The sequence below is a fragment of the Arcobacter acticola genome, from assembly GCF_013177675.1.
Taxonomy (GTDB): Bacteria; Campylobacterota; Campylobacteria; order Campylobacterales; family Arcobacteraceae; genus Aliarcobacter; species Aliarcobacter acticola.
On sequence record NZ_CP042652.1, the window covers coordinates 1,798,171 to 1,819,348 of the forward strand.

A 21,178-nucleotide genomic window follows, 5' to 3' on the forward strand; every position below is an offset into this window, starting at 1 on the left:
TTTTGTGTATTGTACAACAAAGAAGACTAATATTAGGTTAATTTATAAGAAAAAATTATAAATTTATTAATAAATAGTATCCATATCAATTGAAGCATTTGTAGTATTAACAGAATGTAAAGCTGTTAATAGAGCCTTTACATTTGAGCTTCTAAGAATTATTTCATATCTAAATTTATTTGCCATTTTAAAAATAGGGCTTTGTCCAAATCCCACAACTTCTATGTTTTTATTCTCTTTAAAATAACTAACATAAGAATCCATTTCATCTTTTATTTTAAGACCGTTTGCATGGGAAAATGTAACTTTTGCCATTTTTAGAAATGGAGGATAAAGCTCTTGTCTAAATTCAAGTTCAGATTCTAAAAACTCTTGATAATTTGATTCATTTAAATAATGATTAAAAAACTCTTCATTTTTTGTTTGAATTATAACTTCACCCTCACCTTTTCTTCCGCTTCGTCCTGAAATCTGAATTAGCAAAGATAAAGCTTTTTCTCTTGATTTATAAGAGTTCATATTTAAAACCGAATCAATTCCCAGAACAACTGCAAGACGAACATTATGATAATCGTGCCCTTTTGAAAGCATTTGTGTTCCAACTAAAATATCGATTTCACCTTTATTAAACTCATTTAAAATAGTTTTTAATTGATTATTAGTTTTTATTTTATCCCTATCAAATCTTTTTATAATTTTTTCTGGAAAAATTTCTTTTAATTCTTCTTCTATTTGTGCAGTTCCCACTCGCAAATTATGTATTATTCCACTATGACAAGAAGGACAAGAATCAGGAATTTGTTGAGCATAACCACAATAATGGCACTTTAATGCTAAATCATTTTTATGTAAACTCATAGAAACAGAACAATAAGGGCACTCAACTGATTTTCCACAAGATGTACAAATTTGATATTTAAAATTTGCTCGTGTTGGTAAAAACACAATTACTTGATTTCCACCATTTATTGTGTTTTCAATTTTATTTATAATTTTTCCTGATAAATTACCATTACTATCATCAAAACTATAAGTTTTTTTTGTAGTATGAAATGTTTCATTTAGTCTGAAAAATGGTATTTTATGAAAAGAACTAGCACTAACAGTTGCACTTCCTAAAACAAGTTGAATATTAAATTTTTTTGCAATATAAATACATAAATCTTTTGTATGAAATCTAGGTTTTGAATCACTCTTATAAGACTCATCATGCTCTTCATCAACAACAATTACCCCAAGGTTTGAATATGGTAGAAATAAAGCAGATCTAGCTCCTGCAATTAGTTTTATACTTCCTTCTTGTAAACCTTTTAATATTTCAGTTTTTTTCTTTGCTGTAATTTTAGAGTGCCAAATTGCTACGCTTTTATTAAATACTTTTTCTAATCTTTTTTGCATTTGTGGAGTTAGAGAAATCTCAGGCATTAGTAAAATTGCTTGTTTATTATCATTTAAATGCTCTTCAATTATTTTGATATAAACCTCTGTTTTCCCTGCTCCTGTATCTGCAAATAATAAAGCTTGCTTTTTTTCTTTTAAAAAAACTTTTGCTTTTTCTTGAGAGTTTGATAAAAGAATTTTACTATCAAACTTTATTTCATCATTTTGTTTTTCTATTGATTTTGAAAATGGATGATATACACTTAAAGCCTCACCTAAAGAGCATACATAATATTGAGATACAAAATGTGCCGTTTGCATCATAATTTCATCATAATAATTATTTGAGATTTCAGAAATATTAGTACATTTAAAACTTGGCTCTTCTACTTGCTTTATAATTACAGCTTCATTTAAAACTTTTCTATTTTGTAGTTTTACCAAAACTTTTGCACCTATAGTTATTTCTTCTTCACTTTTATAAGTAAGATTATTTAATGGGGATTTTAATAATGCTAATTCATAATAAAACAATTATCTGATCTCCTTACATATATCTTCTTCACTTTTACAAAGCATTTTTTCATTTTCATATAAAAATAAAATAGATTTAGAAGATGAAAGATAAAATTCGTAAGAGTTATCTGAAATTTTGCTCCACTTTCCTAGTTTTTTTTCTTTTGTATCTGTAGAAGTTATAGAAAACTCTATAACTTTTGTAAATAATTTTTCATTAATTTTATCAATAGCACTATAATCTAAATTTTCTATTTTATCACCATTTGATAAAAGGGTATTTATTGTTTTTTTTTGTTCAATTCCACTTTGAATTAAAGATAAATCTGATTTCAAAAGAGATAAGTTTGAACTATCAATTATTGCATTGTATTTAGGAAGAGCAAAAGAAGTTATAAGTACAATTAAGATAATTGCAATTATAATTTCTAAAAGAGAAAAGGCCTTTATATTAAAACCTTGATAATTTATTTGTAATATCTTCAACATTTTTTTGAAAAGTATTATATTCTTGAGACAATCTTATATAAGCTGCTAATAAATCTCTAGTATCATTGTTTTTACCTAAATCCAAGTATTTACTTAGCTCTTTATGTATTTTTTCATCAACAGTAATAGTATAGGCCATATTGTTTATATGAAATGTAACTTCTTTATTCACCCTTTTGCGCCTTTATCAATGTTAATGTACTATCGATTCTTAAAAACATATCTTGATTATTTCTAATTAATTCATCATTATCATTTTTAACTCTATTTAATTCTTGAGTTAATGCTTGATTTTCCAATTTTAATTTTTCATAATCATGAATTAATTTATCAATTTTATTATTTAATGTTTCTATTATTTCCATAAAAAGATTTTATCCAAAATTTCCTAGGTTTCGAACATAAATTATAGTGATAATTATATTTTTTTCTCATTTATAAAGATTTTCGCTACTTCATACAACATTGCAACTGATTTTCCCCATTGAGAATAATCATTTACGTCTTCAAGATTAATTCCAAAATTTTGTGAAATCTGTTGCATTAGCTTTTGCTCATTTAAATGAAAAGTGTGATCAATATGAATTAAAATCATTAATTCAAGTATAACTATTCTTTTACTTTGCTCTGATTTAAAATCTTTTAAAATACCATCTAAACTAAAATTTTCACTATCAAAAGAGTCTAAATTTTCAATACCCATTTCAGTGCAATATTCAAGCAATATTTCTTCTTCTCTTGGCCCATATTTACTATCCACCCGAGCAAGATAATGAGCTAATTGTAAAAAAGAAAACTTCTCTTTTGATTGTAATTTCATTAATAACATTATGATTATTCCTATTTGTATATTTTGTAATTATAATAGAACTAGGTTAACAAGGAATAAACAGCTATCTACCTAAAAAAGGAAATACTGTTAATAAACCTGAAATAATAAATTCTATAGATATTGAAGCTAATAATAATCCCATAATTCTTGAGATTATATTTAATCCAGTAATTCCAAGTCTTTTTGAAATATAACTTGCCATTTTTAAAGTCAAGTAAATATAAGAAGAGATTGCAATTATAATTATACTCATCATTATAAGATGAAATAAAGTATCAGATTTTTGAGAAAATATGATAATAGTTGATATTGCACCAGGACCTGCTATTAAAGGAATAGCCAAAGGAACTACTGCAATTTCTTTTACATTTATACTTTTTTTCTGTGCTTCTTTTAATTCACTTTTTGTATTTTTCGCTTTTGGGGTTTTTGCATTTATCATGTTTATAGACATCAATAGTAACAAAATTCCACCTGCAATTTTAAAAGAAGAAATAGAAATTCCAAAAATCAATAAAATATATTGCCCAATCCAAATAGAAACTAATCCAGCAATACAAGCAGCAATAGAAGCTGTTCTTGCTGTTTCTCTTTTTTCACTTGGACTACTATGTGATGTTAAAGAAACAAAAATAGGAATGGCAACAAAGGGTGAAAATATTGACATTAAACCTATTGATATTTGAATATAATCAGAGAAATCTAGCAACTTACAACCTTATTTATTTGAGTCATAACTTTATGCACCTAAATATTTTGCTCTAATTTCATCTGAGTGAACTAAATCACTTCCTTTGCCTTCAAGTGCTACTTCACCATTTTCTAAAACATATGCCCAATCTGATATTTCTAAGGCAGCAAAGGCGTTTTGCTCCACTAATAAAATAGTAATACCTTCTTCTTTTAATCTAATAATTGTTTCAAAAAGTTCACCAATAATTTTAGGAGCAAGTCCAAGAGATGGTTCATCTAACATAAGAAGTTTTGGAGAGCTCATTAAAGCTCTAGCGATTGCTAGCATTTGTTGCTCTCCTCCACTCATAGTTCCAGCTAATTGCCCTTTTTTTGAAACTAGTCTTGGGAAAAGTTTAAACATCTCTTCTTGTAACTCTTCATATTTATCATCATTATTAAAAGCGCCCATTCTAAGGTTTTCTTCAATAGTAAGATTTTGGAAACATCTTCTTCCCTCAGGAACTAAAGCAATATGATTTTGAATAATCTTATGTGTTTTTAAATTCGAAATATCTTTATTATTAAAAGTGATTTGACCAGTTTTTTTAACATCATTTACAATTGATTGTAAAGTAGAAGTTTTACCAGCTCCATTTGATCCAATCAAAGAAACTATTTGTCCTTCTTTAACTTCAAAATTAATTCCTCTTACAGCTTTAATAAGCCCGTAATATACTTCTAAATTTTTTACTTTAAGCATGTTTAAAATCTCCAAGATAGGCTTTTATAACCTCTTCATCTTTAATAGCATCTTTAATGTCACCTTCAAAGATTGTTTTTCCATAATCTAAAACCATAACCCGATCGCATAGTTTATTTACAAATTTCATATCATGTTCGATTAATAAAATAGTAATATCAAACTCATCTCTTATTTTAAAAAACAGCTCTGCTAATTCATTTGTTTCATTTGGATTCATACCTGCTGCTGGTTCGTCTAATAATAATAGTTGTGGATTAGCTGCAAGTGCACGTGCTATTTCTACTTTTCTTTGTTGACCATAAGAAAGAGAAGTTGCTTGTTCATTTGCATATTTATCAATTCCTAATACTTCCATAATTTCAAAAGCTCTTTTTTTAACTCTTTTTTCTTCTTTATAAAATCTTGGTAATCTAAAAATTGCTTCAAAATATGTATAAGAGGCTTGATAATCAAAGCCTATTAAAATATTTTCTAAAACAGTCATAGATTTAAATAATCTAATATTTTGAAATGTTCTAGCAATTCCTCTATGAACTATTTTATGGGGTTTAATACCATCTATTTTTTGACCATGAAATTTAATTGAACCTTCAGTTGGTTCGTAATTTCCTGTAATAATATTAAACATTGTTGTTTTACCAGCACCATTTGGGCCAATTAAACCATAAATCTCTTTTGCTTTTACACTAAATGAAGTATCTTTTATTGCAGTTACTCCACCAAACTGCTTAGTTACGTTGCAAACTTCTAAAATCATTTGTTTGCCTTTTTCTTTTTAAATAAATCTTTTAACTCTTTTTTACCCATAAGACCTTCCCTTGCAAAAAGCATCACTATAATTAAAATTAAAGAGAAAACAACCATTCTCATTCCTGGCATTGCATCTGTTTGAATACCCATAAAATCCATAGGTTCATCTAAAAATCTCATCCATTCAAGTCCTGCCATTACAAATATAGTTCCTAAAATAGCTCCCGTTGTACTTCCAAGACCACCTAAAACGATGATAATTAATAATTGGAATGTTAAGAAGAATGTAAATAAATCTGGAGAGATTGATGTTAGTAGTGCTGCTAATAAACCACCACCAACACCTTCAAAAAATGCTGAAGTTGTAAATGCTAAAGTTTTAATTTTAAAAGTATTAATACCCATAGCCGTTGCCGCATCTTCATCATCACGAACAGCTTTCATAGCTCTTCCAAACTTTGAATAGATAATATTTAATATTGCAATAACTGTAAAAATTGCAATTCCACCTGTCCAATAAAGATTTGAGAATTCAGGAATATCATTTATACCTAAAGATCCATTTGTAATTGAAGGAGAGTTAATAGCTAAAATTCTAATAATAAATCCAAAACCAAGTGTAACAATAGCTAAGTAATCACCTCTTACTCTAAAAACAGGAAAAGATAAAGATAAGGCTAATAAAGCTGAAATAGTTCCAGATAAAATCAATGCCCAGAAAAAATTTGCTTGTAAAGCTAAAACCCATGGAGATGCATCTTCAATATAGTATTGATATTCCATCGCTTCTGCATCAACTAATAATATGGCTGTTACATAAGCCCCAATTGCAACAAATCCATTTGGTTCAAGTGAAAACTGACCAGTCACACCATTTATCAAGTTATACGAAACTGCAAGAATAATAAAAATAGCAACATTGTTAATAATTCTAACTGTATATTCATCAAAAAAGTTTTGCGCAAACCATGTAAACCAAATAGCTGTTATTATAATCGCTAGATTTATTAATCTGTCTCTTGTAAAAATTGTATCTTGTGCCATGATTAAAACCTACTCTTTTCTAAATCTTCACCCATAATTCCAGTTGGTTTAAATAACAATACTAAAATTAAGAAAATAAATGCAAAGGCATCTTTATAACCACCAAGTTCTGGGAAAAATGCAATTACAACAACTTCTGTAAATCCAATAATAAATCCACCAACAACAGCACCTGAAACAGAACCAATACCACCAACAACAGCAGCAGCAAAGGCTTTAAGTCCAACTAAAACACCCATCATAGGCTCAACAGAAGGATAATTAATAGCCCAAAAAATCCCACCAACGGCTGCTAGTCCTGAACCTAATCCAAATACTAAAGCAATAATAGTATTTGCATCAATTCCCATTAAATTTACTGTTTTAATATCAAATGACAATGCTCGTATGGCCATACCATATTTTGTTTTATATAAAACATATAATATTCCCATTAATAAAAACAGAGTAACAATTGGAACCATAATAGAAGCAAAAGAGAAAGTAACACCAGCAACATTAAAAATATTTTCCATATACTCAGGTACTGGAAATGCTCTTGGAACTCCACCTAAAAAAACTGTAAAAGCATTTTCTAAAAAGAATGAAATACCAATTGCTGTAATTAGTAAAGAAATTTTTGGAGCTTCTCTTAAAGGTTTATATGCAATTTTATCCATAAACATACCAAAACTAGCCGAAATAGTAACAGCTAATAAAACAGTAAGTGGAAATGGTAAATCAAAAACAGCCATAAAAGTATAAGCTAAAAAAGCACCTACCATCATAATATCACCATGTGCAAAGTTAATTAACCTTAACACACCATACACCATAGTATAACCAATTGCAATAAGGGCGTACATACTACCCAAACTAAAACCGTTCACCATTTGTTGCATAAACGTTAATATATCCATTAAATCTCCTGATTTCTTATATCTACATATTATTGCAATATTAAAAATAATTTTTATTAGTTTTAATATTGCAAAAAAGCCTAACAAAAAAAATTGTTAGGCTTTTTGAATTCTTATTTTATAATAAAAATTATGGGTTAACTGTTGCTTTAAATACAGCTTTTCCATCTTTGATTTCTTTAATAACAGCAGATCTAGTTGCGTTACCTTCAGAATCAATAGAGATTTTTCCTGAAACACCATCAAATCCAGTTGTTTTTTTAATTTCTTTATTAATACAAACAGAATTTGTTGGATCTTCACATCTATTCATTGCATCAATTAATACATTATAAGTATCAGCACCTAAAGCTGTAAATGAATTCATTTCTTTATTTCCAGTTTCTTTTTCATGGAAAGCTACGAAATCAGCTGAAGTTTGTGAAGGAGGATTTGTTGAATCAAAGAAATCTGTAAACATATATCCATTTACTGAATCTCCACCTAAGTCAATAAATGTTTGGTTAGCAACACCATCTCCTGAAAACATTGGTTTTTCTAAACCTAATTGTTTAGATTGTCTAGCAATCATAGAAGCTTCTGGGTGGTATAATGGTAAAAACATAAAGTCTGGATTTGTTTCTTTAATTTGAGAAACTACAGCTTTAAAATCTTTGTCACCTGAAGTAACTTTGATTTTCTTAACAATTTCTCCACCATTTTTCTTAAATGCTTGTTCAAAAGCTTTAGCTAAACCTAAAGAATAAACTTGTGCTTGATCAACAACTACAACAGCAGTTTTATAACCTTGAACTTTTGCAAAATTTGCAACAACTTCACCTTGGAAAGAATCTGTAAAACAAACTCTATTTGCAAATTCTCTTTTTGCTGTTAATTGATCATTTGTAGCAACTGAAGCAATAACAGGAATCTCTTTTTTATCAGCAATAGCAATTGCTTGAGCTGTATTTGTAGATGTTAATGCACCTAAAATAGCTACAACTTTATCAGAAGAGATAAGTCTAGTTGTTGCAGTTGCAGTTTCAACTTTATCACCTTTGTTATCAAGTAAAACAATTTTAATTGTATCACCATTTTTTAATATAGGTTGTTGTTTGTGAGCTAACTCAACACCTAAGTTTGTTACTTGTCCATAAGCTGCTAATGGTCCAGACATTGGCATAACTGCACCAATACTAATCTCTTTTGCTGAAACAACACTACAAGATAATGCAGATGCTAAAGCTATACTTAAAAATTTATTCATTTGTTCTCCTTAATTAATTCTTGTTTATTCTATCATAAGAATATAAAAAAATTATGATAAAACTACAATAAGTTATATAAAAATTATACATTTCATATGACTTTTTAACAAATTTATACTGTTTTAGTACTTTTTAATAGTAGAAAGCATTAATATATAATCTATTAAATCAATCTTTTTGCCGTTTTTAATATAAACTCTTGGAACTCGTTTATCAACCATACATGTTATTTCATAATTTATTGTATTTAATGATTCTGCAACACTATCTATTGAAATTCCATTTGAATCATTTCCTCCAAATAAAATCACTTCATCACCAATATTTACATCTAATCCTGTCACATCTATTAGGCATTGATCCATACAAATATTTCCAATAACAGGAACTTTAGAATCCTTTACCATTACCTTTGCTTTTCCTGTTAACATTCTTGTATAACCATCTGCATAACCTATTGGTAAAGTGGCAACTAAAGATTGCTTATCACATTTGTATTTTAAACCATAACTAACACACTCACCCTTATGAAGAGTTTTTACAAAAGAAACTTGAGCTTTTAAACACATAACTTCTTTTAAATTAACAACATTATGATTTACTTCTTTAGATGGGAATAAACCATATAACATAATACCAGCTCTTACCATATCAAAATTATATTGGGGTAAATCAATAATTCCTGCACTATTTGATACATGTTTTAAAGGTATCTTTAGTCCTTTATTCTCTAAATTATTAATAATATACATATATTTTTTAACTTGCTGTATTGTATATTCTTTATCAATTTCATCAGCAGCAGCAAAATGTGTAAATATTCCTTCTATAATTAAACCATCAAGTTTACTAATTTCTAATATATTATCAATAGTTTTATCTTCAAAAACCATACCTAATCGGTTCATTCCAGTATCAAGTTTTATATGAACAGTAATTTTTTTATTTAAAGAAATAGCAACTTGTGAAAATTCTTTTGCTTGCTCTAGTGTATAAATTGTTTGAATAATATTATATTTAATAAGATCAAGTGCTAAATTTTCAGGAGTATAACCCAATACCATAGTTTCGATATTTGGGAAAAAAGTTTTTAATTGCATTGCTTCACTTAATGTAGCAACTGCAAATCTATCTGCACCATTTTCAAGTAATGTTTCAGCAATATAAACAGCACCATGACCATAACCATCTGCTTTAATTACAGCTGTAATTTTAGAATCTTTATTTGTAACTCTTCTTACTTCTCTCATATTATGAGCTAAATTATCTAAATTTATTTCAGCCCAAACGGGTCTTGATAATTTCACTTATTTTCTCCTATTTATATATACTAAATCATTATTCTTATGTAAGTAATAAAAAGCAGCACAATAGCTTTTTATTACTTCCATAAAAATAAATTTATCAAAAGGAGAAAAATAAAACTCCCTTTGATTTAATTTATTTGAGATATTTTAAAATATCTATTTATATCTTTTTATTTCACCTGAATTTACTCTTGCAACAAAAGAGTTTAACTCTTTTTTAACAATTGGCATAAGATAGTATAATCCAATAATATTAAAAATAGACATTGAAAACATTGCTGCATCAGAGAAGTCAATAACAGCACCAAAGCTAATACTTGTACCAACAATTACAAATAAACAAAAAATTCCTTTATAAACTAGTTCAGTTGTAGCACCCTCACCAAAAAGATAAGTCCATGCTTTTAGTCCGTAATATGACCATGACACCATAGTTGAGAAAGCAAACATCACTACTGCTAGTGCTAAGAAATACTCAAAAATAAATGAAGTTTCTGTAAAAGCAGCAGCAGTTAATGTAACTCCACTTAAAGCACCTGTATTCATTCCTGAAATAATAATAACTAAAGCTGTCATCGTACAAATAACAACCGTATCAATAAATGGTTCAAGTAAAGAAACAAAACCTTCTGTTATGGGTTCTTTAGTTTTTACAGCTGAATGGGCAATGGCTGCTGATCCAACTCCTGCTTCATTTGAGAAAGTAGCTCTTTTTAATCCTTGAATTAATGCTCCAATAAAACCACCAGCAACTCCAGCACCTGTAAATGCTCCAATAAATATTTGCTCAAAAGCAGCGCCTATTTGATCATAATGAGAAACTAATACAATAACTGCCATTCCAACATATAAAGTAGCCATAAATGGAACTAGTTTTGAAGTTACTGATCCAATAGAAGGCATACCACCTATAATAACTCCTGCAAGAAGTATTGCAAAAATAATACCTGTAATCCATCCGTATCCAGGAGCTAATCCAAATGTTTGAACAATCATTGCATTGGCTTGATTACCTTGGAACATATTTCCAGCACCAAATGCTGCAAATATTGTCATAATTGCAAAACCAACTGCTAGTATTTTACCCGTTTTTGCATGACCTTTTTCTTTAAATGCTTTTGATAAATAATACATTGGTCCACCTGATACTGTACCATCAGCATTTTCATTTCTATATTTTACACCTAAAGTACACTCAGTAAATTTTGATGCCATTCCAAATAAACCACAAACTATTACTCCACCGATAAACTAAACTAATTATATGCTAAATTTAGCTATAATTTGAAATGGAAAAAATAAATAAATTAGAAAAAAATGATGCTAGAAAAGTAGATTCAAATACATTACAGTATCTCAGAGATAGAGCAATTAAATTAAGGGATAGTGGTATAAGTAATCTTGAAACAGCTGCAATATTAGGTTTGTCAAAAATTACAACATCAAGATGGTATAGCAAATATAAAAAAGATGGTCAAAAAGCACTTAAAGTTCAAAAAACTGGTCGTCCTAAAAAGTCTGGTAAGAGACTTAGCGATGAACAAGAGGAAAAAATCATCCGAATGCTTATAGATACAACCCCAGAACAATTAAAGTTTAAGTTTGCTTTGTGGACAAGAGAAGCTGTAAAACAGTTAATTCTAAGAGTAGTAGATATTGATATGCCAATATCAACAGTTGGAGATTATCTTGCAAAATGGCAATTTACTTCGAAAAAACCAATAAAAAGAGCTTATGAAAGAAAAGATAGTGCAACTAAAGCTTGGTTGGAAGAAACATATCCAAAAATCAAAAAAGAAGCAAAAATAAATAATGCTGATATTTGGTGGGCTGATGAGACTGCTTGTGTATCAATGCCATCAAATTTAAAAGGATATGCTCCAATAGGAAGTAAAATAAAACCTATTCTTACTCATACAGCTAAAAAGTTTAAAGTGAATATGATATCAGCCATTACAAATACAGGTAAATCAATGTTTGCATTGTATGATGATTCAATAGCTACAGATAATTTTATAGATTTTTTAGAAAAAGTAATAAAATCAAATGATAAAAAAGTATTTATGATAGTAGATAACCTAAGAGTACATCATGCTAAATTAGTAAAAGCTTGGGAAGAAAAGCATAAAGATAAAATCAAACTCTTTTATCTTCCACCATACTCCCCAGAATTTAATCCTGATGAATATTTGAATCAAGATTATAAGAGTAATGTACATAAAAATGGTCTGCCAAAAAATCAAAAAGAACTAAAAGAAAACACACAAAATTATATGGAGAATTTACAAAAAAATCCACAAAAAATAGCTAACTTTTTTCAACATCAAAGTGTTAAATATGCTAGCTAATGAAATTAGCTCTGTTTATTGGGGGAGTAATATCATCCAAAAAGTTGCTCCTGCTCCTCCAATAGATAAAGCCACACCAACTCCAGCAATATTTCCAAGACCAACAGTTCCTGATAATGCAGTTGTAAGCGCTTGAAAGTGTGAAACTTCACCTGGCTCTTTTTTATCTGGATTTGAAAACTTTCCACGAACAATATCAATTGCTAATCCAATTCTTCTAAATTGTACAAAACCAAAATAAAAAGTAAATACAATAGCTGCAACAAACAACCAAGCAACAATTAATGGGAATGTTACTCCATCTTCTATTTTAATACCATAAAAAATCATATTCGCAAACCAAGCAAAGTAATTTGTAAAAAATTGATCTATTTTTTGATCTATTCCAACAATCTCTTCTGCAAAACTAAAACTTGGGATACACAACATTGCTATGAAAAATAGCACCCTTTTAAATACATTCATAAATTTTCCTTTTTTATAATATAAATTTATATTAAATTATTATTTTATTCTATAGACAGCTATCAATATTAAATTAAGACATTAGCCAATTGATTTATTAATGAAAATTTCTAAAAGTAAAGAAAGAGAAAACTCTTTCTTTACAGTCTATCCTTGAAAGAATGATGAGAATAACAAGATATCTGCATTTGTTTCATTTCTTTTATCAATAGTAATTACATCATTTATAATTTTTCCAATTGAAGGAGCAAATGTAATTCCAAGCCAACCTAATCCAGTGGCGTGTACTAAATTTTTATAGTTTTCATCAAATCCTAAAATTGGAATATCATTTGGAGTAAGAGGTCTAAATCCTGCCCATTCAACTACATTTTCTCTTTTAAATTCGTTTGTGTATTGTGCTAGGTTTTTATTCATACTATCAATTTGTTTTCTTACAATTGAAGGATCCGTTGTACCAAGTTCAAGTTTTGAAGTCATTCTTAATGTTTCTCTTCTTGGAGTCATAGCTATAAACAAGTCTGCAAATAAAGATGTTGTTTTAGGCATTAATTCTTTATCCATATTAAAAGTCAAACTATAACCTTTTGCAGGTGTCATCATAAATCTATTTTTTGCTTGACGTGCTAGTTTATCATCAGCTCCAGTTGAAAGAATAAATGTTTCAGCTTCATATACACCTTTTGAAGTTCGAATTTTACTTACTTTTGAACCTTCAAATTCTAATCTTTCAACATCTTCATTTAAAAGAAATTCAACACCCTTTTCTTCTAAATATTTTTTTACAGCAAGCATCATTTCACCTGCATCAATATGTCCATTTTCTTTTAAAAGAATAGAACCTATTACTTTGTCATTTAAGATTGGCATATACTCTTTTGTTTTCTCTTTTGAAAGAATTTCATAAGCAAGTGGATCATCACAATGTGCTGCTTTTGCATCAAAAGTTTTTTGCTCAGTATAAATCATTAATAAACCATCTTTTCTAAAGTAAAAATCAATTCCATCATCTTCAACCATAGATTGATACATATCTAAACTAACTTGCCCATATCTTTCAAATAAAGCTAATGTTCTTTTTAATCTAGCTTCTGTTGAACTTGCTGCAAATTTTAAAAGCCATTTATATAAATGTAAATCCAATGTAGGATGAACACTAGCTGGAGATTCACCTTTTAACATCAATTTAATAGTATCAGGAATAGCACCAGGTGCACTTAATGGAGCTTTTTTAAATGCTGATAATAATCCTGCATTTCCAAAAGATGTTCCATTTGTAATATCACTTTTATCTATTACAGTTACACTTCTACCACTTTTTTGTAAACAATATGCTGACATAAGTCCAATACAACCACCACCTACAATTACTACATCTTTTTTCATTTTAATTCTCCATTAATATTTAAAATAATCTTCTATCTTTTTGCTATTGCTTCAATTTCAATCAAAGCATCTTTTGGTAATCTCGCTACTTCATATGTTGCACGTGCTGGATATGGAGCACTAAAAAACTGTCCATAAATCTCATTTACTACTGCAAAATCTTCAATATTTTTTAATAAAATTGTAGTTTTTGAGATATCTTTCATTTCTAAACCTGCTTCTTCTAAAATATATTTAATATTTTGTAAAGATTGTCTAGCTTGAGAAGCTATATCTTCTCCTGCAAAAGAACCAGTTGTTTCATCAATAGGTAATTGTCCAGATACAAATATAAATCCATCTTTATCTACAGCTTGAGAATATGGTCCAATTGCACTTGGTGCTTTTGTTGAGTTAATTACTTTCATATTATTCCTTGGTGATAATTTTTTTTTACTATTGGTAGTTTATAATAAAGTTTTATTAAAGTAAATAGTTTTTATTATATATTTTATACAATTTGATAATTTATTATTGACTTATTTGAAACTAATGTATAATTTATAAACAAAAAACATTAAATTATGGTCTTATTTACTTTTCTGATAATAAAAAATTATTATAGAAACTATTTGCCTTTTAATTATTCTGATAATTTTTTATTATTATATTGACTTTTTCTATTTTATCACTTATAATACTAGCCATAAATTTAAATAAAAAAAGGTTTTTTTTGAACTCTTACATCAAAAAATATATCTCAATTGCTGATTTTTTAGGTGAAGTATTAGGAACTAATACTGAAGTAATAATACATGACTTAATTAATTATGATCATTCAATAGTGCATATTATTAATGGACATATAAGTAATAGAAAAATTGGCGATGCAATAACTGATTTAGTTTTAGAGTTTATGATAACAGAAGCTAAAAACAATAAGCAGTTTATATGTAACTATAGCTCAAAAACTATTGGTGATAAACTATTATACTCATCATCATATTTTATTAGAGATGAAAAAGATAATTTAGTTGGTGCACTATGTTTAAATTCAGATTATCATGATGTAAAAAAATCATTATCATTTTTAACTTCCCTACTTCCAAACTATGTGGAGGATAAGGTTATAGCACTAAGCAATATAAAAGAGACTCTAAATACAAGTTCGCAAGAAGGAACTGTAAATAAAATAGATGAAATTTTAAATCAATTTGATGTTGAACCAAATAGAATGACAATAGAAGAAAAAACTGAAGTGATTGCCACATTAAGTGATTGTGGTATTTTTAATATAAGAGGCTCAGTTCAAGAAGTAGCAAATAAATTGCAAATGTCTGAACCTTCAGTTTATAGATATATAAAGAAAATAAAAAAATAAATTTATTCTAATTCCAAACTCATAAGATACATATCTTCACCATCTGTAACTTTTATATTTATACTTTGGCACTTTGGACATGAAAATTCATTTTTTTCTAAAGTTGAACTTGTATTACAATCAAAACACTCAATAACTACTTTTTGATGATTTATCAAAAAAACTGCATCATGACAGACCGTTTGTTCTTTAAAGGTATCAAAAGCTGTTTGCAGTAAATCAGGTTCAACTCCACTTAAAACTCCAATTTTAACCACAACTTTTGTAACTTTTTTTGCATCATTTGTTCGTGCGTGTTCTTCACAGCTTTCAAGAAGGGATTGAACTATTGAGTATTCATGCATAAACTACTCCTTTAAAAATATTATACTTTTTAAAGAAAACCATTAACAAATCCTTGGAAGAAGCTCACCTGTTGGTGTATCTAAAAATCTTTTTGTTCCCCATGAACTATTTAGTATTACTTTTTTATTATATTGTTGAGTAACTTTCCCAATAATACAAGCATTTGAAGCTTCAGGAAATCCATGTAAAACTTCAATTGCTTTTACTACATCATCTTTAGGAATAGCTAAAACAAAAGTTCCCTCATTTGCAAGGTTTGTAGCTTCAAAACCTAACATCTCACAAATTCCCCTTACCTCATCACACAGAGGAATTTTTTCTTCATCTACTTCTATACAAATATTTGATTGTTTTGCCCACTCATTTAAAACAGCACTCACTCCACCTCTTGTGGCATCTCTTAGAGCTGTAATTTTAATACCTGAGTCAATCAAAGCTTTAACTTGTGGATATAATGAATTACAATCACTTTTAAGATTTGAGTTCATATCCATACCCTCACGTGCAGCAAAAATAGTAGCACCATGAGCTCCAATATCTCTATTTACTAAAATCAAATCATCTTCACTAATATTGTTTGAGCTAATACCTTTATATAAAATCTCTCCAATTCCAGTCGTATTTATAAAGATTTTATCAACAGCACCTTTAGGAACTACCTTTGTATCTCCACTTACAACAATAGCATCATTTACTTCAAGCTCTTTTTTCATGGAAGCCACTATTCTTTGTAGTTGCTCTACTTCAAACCCCTCTTCAATAATCACTGAACAAGTAAGATACTTAGGCTTTGCACCCATCATGGCTAAGTCATTACAAGTTCCACAAATGGCAAGTTTCCCAATATCTGCTCCACTAAAGAATAAAGGACTAACTGTAAATGAATCTGTACTAAAAGCTAATTCCCCATTTTGAATAATTGCAGCGTCTTCACTTTTTTCTAAAATCTCATTTTTAAAAGCTTCATAAAAGACCTCTTTTATTAACTCATTGTTTTCAGCTCCACCATTTCCATGAGCTAGGGTTATTGTTTTGGTCATTTATTTATCTTCCCTACTCTTTGAATATTTCTTTTTCCCACCCTTTGATGTTTCAACTGGATATTTAGCTTCATTTTTTGTCATCTTATTCATAATGGCATCTTCAAGGTTTATATCTAGTTTCATACAAAGTCTAAGAAGATAAATAGCAACATCAGCTACTTCTTCTTTTGTATGCTCTAATACATCATCAGGTAAGTTTTGTGATTCTTCAAAATTTAACCATTGAAATATTTCATTTAGTTCCCCTACTTCACCTGTTAATGCCATAACTAGATTTTTAGGATTATGAAAACTTTCCCAGTTTCTATCATCTGAGAATTTTTGTATTCTTTGTTCTATTCTTTCTATGTTCATAAATAGCCTTTACTCATAAAATTTACAAATAGCCTGAGTTCCCAAATCTCCATCACCATTTTTTTCTAAAGTTTCATACATCTCTATAACATCTTGTAGTACTTTTAGATTTGCTACTTCTTCATTTGCTATTTTTAAATCTTTTACAATATGTTTTATATAAAAGCCTGGCTCAAAATCTCTTTTATTCATCTTAGGAGCATTATTTGTCATTTGCCAACTTGATGCTGCTCCATTACTAATACTTGCAAGCATTGTAGGTATATCTAATCCAACTTTATTTCCATAAGCAATAGCTTCACTAATACCTGCAATTATTCCAGCAATTGCAACTTGATTTGCCATTTTTGTATGTTGTCCATTTCCTGATTTACCTTCATAGATAATTGTAGTACCCATGGCTTCAAAAACTTCTTTACAAGTATTAAAGTTATCTTCATCTCCTCCAACCATAATAGATAAAGTAGCATTTTTAGCTCCCACATCTCCACCTGAGACAGGGGCATCTAAAAATTTCAATCCTTTTTCTTTTGCCTTATTATAAATATCTATTGTTAGCTTTGGACTTGTAGTTGTCATATCTATTAAATAAGTGTTTTCATTTGCACTATTTAAAATACCTTTTTGAGATAAATATACTTCTTCTACATCTTTTGGATAACCTACAATTGTAATTACTACATCTTTATCTTTGGCACATGATTCTATAGTTTCACAAAATATTGCACCTGCATTTAATATATCTTTGATTTTTTCTTTATTTCGTGCATATACTTCAACTTCAAATCCTTTTTTCATTAGATTTAAAATCATAAATTTTCCCATTACACCTGCGCCTATAAAACCTATTTTTTTACCTATAATTTGACTCATAATATTAAGACCTTTTTTTAAATTTATAAAAAGTAAAGCAGTTTTCTTTCTTTATAAAAGATTCTCAGACATTTATGGTTTAAACTAAAGATTAAACATCATAAATCTCGTAATCTTTCAAAAAAGTAAAGCAGTTTACTTTTTTTTATAAAAGATTACCATATTTATAATAAGCACTACATGCACCTTCGCTACTAACCATACAAGAACCTATTGGATTTGTTGGAGTACAAAGTGTTCCAAAGATTTTACAATCGTGTGGTTTTGCAACTCCTTTTAGAATATCTGGGCATCTGCAAGCTTTATTATCTTTTACTTCTTTTGTTGGTAATATTTCTTTATATGCTATTTTTGCATTATATTTATCATATTGCTCTTTTAGTTCATATCCACTATCTTCAACCTCTCCAATTCCTCTGAATTTAAAAGGAACTTTTTTGAAATATTTATTTATTAACTCTTGAGCTTTTATATTTCCCTCATAAGAAACCAATCTTTTATACTCTATTTCTAAATCACTTCTTTTTTCAACAAACTGTTTTACTATCATATAAAGAGATTGCATCACGTCTACTGGTTCAAAGCCACTTACAACTACTGGTTTATTATAATCCCTTGGAAACTCTTCATATATCTTACTTCCACTAATAACACTTACATGTGAAGGGCCTAAAAAAGCATCTATCTTACAATCACTACTTTGAACAAGTACACGCATAACTTCAGGAACTGTAATATGATTTATATGAAAAAGTATATTTGTAATATCTTGTTTTATTACTTGTTCTAATAAAGCACAAGTCATAGGAGTTGTTGTTTCAAATCCTATTGCAAAAAAGACTACTGTTTTATTTGGATTTTCACTTGCTATTTTTATACACTCCATTGGTGAGTAGACAAATCTTACATCAGCACCTTGGCTTCTTGCATTTTGTAAACTTCCACGACTACCTGGAACTTTTATCATATCGCCTAAAGTTACAAGTATTACATCTTCTTGTAAACTTAATTCATAAGCACTATCGATTCTCTCTTTTGGCATAACACAAACAGGACAACCAGGTCCGTGTATAAAATTTATTTTTTTATTTATTAACTGTGGAATTCCATATTTCATAATAGTATGAGTGTGCCCACCACAAACTTCCATAATATTTATAATTCCATCATAATCTTTTAAATCATCATCTATTATTTTCTTATATGCTTTTATTGTTTTAGCATCCCTAAAACCATCATATAAATCTTTTAGTTGTAGCTCTTTTTCCATGATATTTCAAAACCTATCTATTTGGGCAATTATCAGATTGCTCAATTGCTTCTAATCTATCTTGCTCTTCCATCTTTTCTATTATTTCTGCATAGACTTTGAGTGATTCTAGTGCATCCTCTTCATCTATTTTATTCATTGCAAATCCAATATGAATTAAAACATAATCACCAATTACAACATCTTGGTCTATTAAATCTAAACTTGCACTTCTTTCAACACCCATTGTGTCAACTACACAAGTGTTCATTTCAGTGTCTATACTTTTTATTTTTGATGGTATTGATAAGCACATACAATTTTTCCTTTTTAATCTATTATTTGTAAAACAATTTTATGAATGATTCTGCAACGGAAGGGTAAAAATCTTTGATTTTTGGGTACTCACCGTGAAGCCTAAATGAATGAAATTGATTTTACAAATTTCATCTCATCTTTCTTTTGAAATTAATCCAATCAATTACATTTTGAAGTGATTGTTTATCTTTGATATTCACTTCTAATATATCCACATTTGGTTTTAGTTTTCTAGCTTCTTCTTTTTCTTTTTGTATATCATATTCAAAATAAGGAAGTAAATCTGTTTTTGTAATAAGTATTAAATCAGCAGCTCTAAACATAACAGGATATTTAACTATCTTATCCTCACCCTCAGGAACTGAAACTAAAACAATATTTAAGTGAGTTCCCACATCATAAGAAGCAGGACATACAAGATTTCCTACATTTTCCACAAAACAAACATCTATATCATCTAAAGCGATATCATGTAAACCTTTGTGAACCATAAAGGCATCAAGATGACAAGCACTTCCTGTTTGAATTTGAACAGCTTCAATTCCCTTTGCTTTTAATCTATCGGCATCCCTTGAAGTTTCTAAGTCACCCTCAACAACTGCAAATTTGAAATCAACTATATCTGCAATATTTTCCAAAAGTGTAGTTTTACCACTTCCAGGACTACTCATAAGATTTATTCCTAAAACTTTGTGTGAGTCAAAATGAGTTCTATTATGTGAAGCTTCATGGTCATTTTTATCTAAAATCTTTTTAATTACAGAGATTGTTTTAGCATCGTTTAATTGGGGATTGTGATTTAGTGTTTCATGGGCTGCTTGATGAGTATTACTAAAAGCCAAATTATCATGTGGATGGTCATGATCATGAACAAGTCCATGCTCATGAATGTCGTGATGGTGGTGATGTTCTTGACCTGCTATTGTACAACCGCAATCTTTACACATATTATTATCCTTTTGAGTTAAACTATTTTTCTGAATAATTATTCATTTTAAATAGTTTAACTCAAAAAGTCTAAATATAGTATAATTTTTATTTACACTTAGGTATTTTTAGAACAAGTTTTATTTTTTTATTTAAAAGAAATAGATGTCTCTTTTAAGATTGCATTTACATCTGTTGAGTCACCATTATATTTAACTAATTTTATACCTTGTGAAGTAAATGAATTAGCTGTATTCTTACAAGCTTTTCTAACAACCACATAACTACACTCAACTAAAGCTTCACCCATTTTATTATGTTGAGCAATATGTTGGGCATCATCATGTTTATGATTACACTCATGATCTTCTTCGGCATGGTCATGATCTATATCTGTTCTTGGATTTGTAATTACTGAATCTAATTTAAATGATCTAAACATTCCGGAACCTGTCAAATCATAAATTGCAAACTTTGGAGTATGTCCTGCATTACTAAAGAATGTTAAATTCTCATCTTTTACTGGAATTGCTATTTTCATTGTATGCCTTTTATTACTTTATTGTAGAGTATACTCTCTTAAGTGCTTTTATATGCAATTATTACTC

26 protein-coding genes are annotated in these 21,178 nt (G+C 28.6%); 2 read left to right on the plus strand and 24 right to left on the minus strand.

The features are described 5' to 3' along the window. Positions 1-66: 66 nt before the first annotated feature. The 13 genes from AACT_RS09270 to AACT_RS09330 form a co-directional block, all read right to left on the minus strand. The gene (locus AACT_RS09270) at positions 67-1,914 is read right to left on the minus strand and encodes a primosomal protein N' (protein WP_172126536.1); all 1,848 of its coding nucleotides are present in this window, start codon (positions 1,912-1,914) and stop codon (positions 67-69) included. Then, complete coding sequence (locus AACT_RS09275) at positions 1,915-2,385, minus strand: hypothetical protein (RefSeq protein ID WP_228720468.1); 471 nt, start codon at positions 2,383-2,385, stop codon at positions 1,915-1,917. It lies immediately after the preceding gene. Then, positions 2,348-2,557 (minus strand): hypothetical protein, encoded by a 210-nt coding sequence (locus tag AACT_RS09280; protein ID WP_172123754.1) that lies wholly within the window; start codon positions 2,555-2,557, stop codon positions 2,348-2,350. Before AACT_RS09280 ends, AACT_RS09275 begins: the two co-directional genes overlap by 38 nt. Next, a complete protein-coding gene (locus AACT_RS09285; RefSeq protein ID WP_172126537.1) occupies positions 2,550-2,750 on the minus strand; it encodes a hypothetical protein in 201 nt (66 codons plus the stop codon). Before AACT_RS09285 ends, AACT_RS09280 begins: the two co-directional genes overlap by 8 nt. Before the next feature lie 53 nt (positions 2,751-2,803). Continuing rightward, the gene (locus tag AACT_RS09290; RefSeq protein WP_172126538.1) at positions 2,804-3,214 is read right to left on the minus strand and encodes a TerB family tellurite resistance protein; all 411 of its coding nucleotides are present in this window, start codon (positions 3,212-3,214) and stop codon (positions 2,804-2,806) included. Between the two features lie 64 nt (positions 3,215-3,278). Further along, positions 3,279-3,926 carry a MarC family protein gene (locus AACT_RS09295; RefSeq protein WP_172126539.1) on the minus strand — a complete coding sequence of 216 codons (648 nt, stop codon included), beginning with the start codon at positions 3,924-3,926 and terminating at the stop codon, positions 3,279-3,281. Positions 3,927-3,956: 30 nt separating this feature from the next. Then, complete coding sequence (locus AACT_RS09300; RefSeq protein WP_172126540.1) at positions 3,957-4,652, minus strand: ABC transporter ATP-binding protein; 696 nt, start codon at positions 4,650-4,652, stop codon at positions 3,957-3,959. Then, the gene (locus tag AACT_RS09305; RefSeq protein ID WP_172126541.1) at positions 4,645-5,412 is read right to left on the minus strand and encodes an ABC transporter ATP-binding protein; all 768 of its coding nucleotides are present in this window, start codon (positions 5,410-5,412) and stop codon (positions 4,645-4,647) included. Before AACT_RS09305 ends, AACT_RS09300 begins: the two co-directional genes overlap by 8 nt. Continuing rightward, complete coding sequence (locus AACT_RS09310) at positions 5,409-6,434, minus strand: branched-chain amino acid ABC transporter permease (protein ID WP_228720576.1); 1,026 nt, start codon at positions 6,432-6,434, stop codon at positions 5,409-5,411. The genes AACT_RS09305 and AACT_RS09310 overlap by 4 nt, the downstream gene beginning before the upstream one ends. A gap of 17 nt (positions 6,435-6,451) precedes the next feature. Next, on the minus strand, positions 6,452-7,348 hold the full coding sequence (locus AACT_RS09315) for a branched-chain amino acid ABC transporter permease (protein ID WP_172126543.1): 897 nt from the start codon (positions 7,346-7,348) through the stop codon (positions 6,452-6,454). A 130-nt stretch (positions 7,349-7,478) separates the two neighbouring features. After that, a complete protein-coding gene (locus tag AACT_RS09320) occupies positions 7,479-8,594 on the minus strand; it encodes an ABC transporter substrate-binding protein (RefSeq protein WP_172126544.1) in 1,116 nt (371 codons plus the stop codon). A gap of 123 nt (positions 8,595-8,717) precedes the next feature. Next, complete coding sequence (alr, locus tag AACT_RS09325; protein ID WP_172126545.1) at positions 8,718-9,902, minus strand: alanine racemase; 1,185 nt, start codon at positions 9,900-9,902, stop codon at positions 8,718-8,720. A 156-nt stretch (positions 9,903-10,058) separates the two neighbouring features. Beyond that, on the minus strand, positions 10,059-11,150 hold the full coding sequence (locus AACT_RS09330; protein WP_346726265.1) for an alanine/glycine:cation symporter family protein: 1,092 nt from the start codon (positions 11,148-11,150) through the stop codon (positions 10,059-10,061). Between the two features lie 41 nt (positions 11,151-11,191). On the opposite strand from AACT_RS09330, the gene AACT_RS09335 reads away from it, so the two are divergent. After that, positions 11,192-12,250 (plus strand): IS630 family transposase, encoded by a 1,059-nt coding sequence (locus AACT_RS09335; protein WP_172124971.1) that lies wholly within the window; start codon positions 11,192-11,194, stop codon positions 12,248-12,250. A gap of 15 nt (positions 12,251-12,265) precedes the next feature. On the opposite strand, the gene AACT_RS09340 is transcribed toward AACT_RS09335, so the two are convergent. From AACT_RS09340 to AACT_RS09350, 3 genes are all read right to left on the minus strand, one after another. Then, positions 12,266-12,715, minus strand: coding sequence for an alanine:cation symporter family protein (locus AACT_RS09340; RefSeq protein WP_172126547.1), 450 nt, complete (start codon positions 12,713-12,715; stop codon positions 12,266-12,268). A 147-nt stretch (positions 12,716-12,862) separates the two neighbouring features. Further along, positions 12,863-14,101 carry an NAD(P)/FAD-dependent oxidoreductase gene (locus AACT_RS09345; protein ID WP_172126548.1) on the minus strand — a complete coding sequence of 413 codons (1,239 nt, stop codon included), beginning with the start codon at positions 14,099-14,101 and terminating at the stop codon, positions 12,863-12,865. A 32-nt stretch (positions 14,102-14,133) separates the two neighbouring features. Further along, positions 14,134-14,508, minus strand: coding sequence for a RidA family protein (locus AACT_RS09350; RefSeq protein ID WP_172126549.1), 375 nt, complete (start codon positions 14,506-14,508; stop codon positions 14,134-14,136). A gap of 305 nt (positions 14,509-14,813) precedes the next feature. Between AACT_RS09350 and AACT_RS09355 the strand changes: the two genes are divergently transcribed. Beyond that, a complete protein-coding gene (locus AACT_RS09355) occupies positions 14,814-15,461 on the plus strand; it encodes a helix-turn-helix transcriptional regulator (protein WP_172126550.1) in 648 nt (215 codons plus the stop codon). A 2-nt stretch (positions 15,462-15,463) separates the two neighbouring features. Here the strand turns inward: AACT_RS09355 and hypA are convergent, their stop codons facing one another. The 8 genes from hypA to AACT_RS09395 form a co-directional block, all read right to left on the minus strand. Continuing rightward, positions 15,464-15,805, minus strand: a complete 342-nt coding sequence (hypA, locus tag AACT_RS09360) for a hydrogenase/urease nickel incorporation protein HypA (protein ID WP_172126551.1) — start codon at positions 15,803-15,805, stop codon at positions 15,464-15,466. 42 nt (positions 15,806-15,847) lie between these two features. Further along, a complete protein-coding gene (gene hypE, locus AACT_RS09365) occupies positions 15,848-16,846 on the minus strand; it encodes a hydrogenase expression/formation protein HypE (protein WP_172126552.1) in 999 nt (332 codons plus the stop codon). Beyond that, on the minus strand, positions 16,847-17,203 hold the full coding sequence (locus tag AACT_RS09370; protein ID WP_172126553.1) for a nucleotide pyrophosphohydrolase: 357 nt from the start codon (positions 17,201-17,203) through the stop codon (positions 16,847-16,849). 9 nt (positions 17,204-17,212) lie between these two features. After that, the gene (locus AACT_RS09375; protein WP_172126554.1) at positions 17,213-18,076 is read right to left on the minus strand and encodes an NAD(P)-dependent oxidoreductase; all 864 of its coding nucleotides are present in this window, start codon (positions 18,074-18,076) and stop codon (positions 17,213-17,215) included. A gap of 145 nt (positions 18,077-18,221) precedes the next feature. Next, complete coding sequence (gene hypD, locus AACT_RS09380) at positions 18,222-19,346, minus strand: hydrogenase formation protein HypD (protein ID WP_172126555.1); 1,125 nt, start codon at positions 19,344-19,346, stop codon at positions 18,222-18,224. Positions 19,347-19,359: 13 nt separating this feature from the next. Then, entirely contained in the window at positions 19,360-19,641 is a 282-nt protein-coding gene (locus tag AACT_RS09385) for a HypC/HybG/HupF family hydrogenase formation chaperone (RefSeq protein ID WP_172126556.1), read from the minus strand. Between the two features lie 130 nt (positions 19,642-19,771). Next, a complete protein-coding gene (hypB, locus tag AACT_RS09390; protein ID WP_172126557.1) occupies positions 19,772-20,590 on the minus strand; it encodes a hydrogenase nickel incorporation protein HypB in 819 nt (272 codons plus the stop codon). A 128-nt stretch (positions 20,591-20,718) separates the two neighbouring features. After that, a complete protein-coding gene (locus AACT_RS09395; protein WP_172126558.1) occupies positions 20,719-21,111 on the minus strand; it encodes a NifB/NifX family molybdenum-iron cluster-binding protein in 393 nt (130 codons plus the stop codon). Positions 21,112-21,178 lie beyond the last annotated feature (67 nt).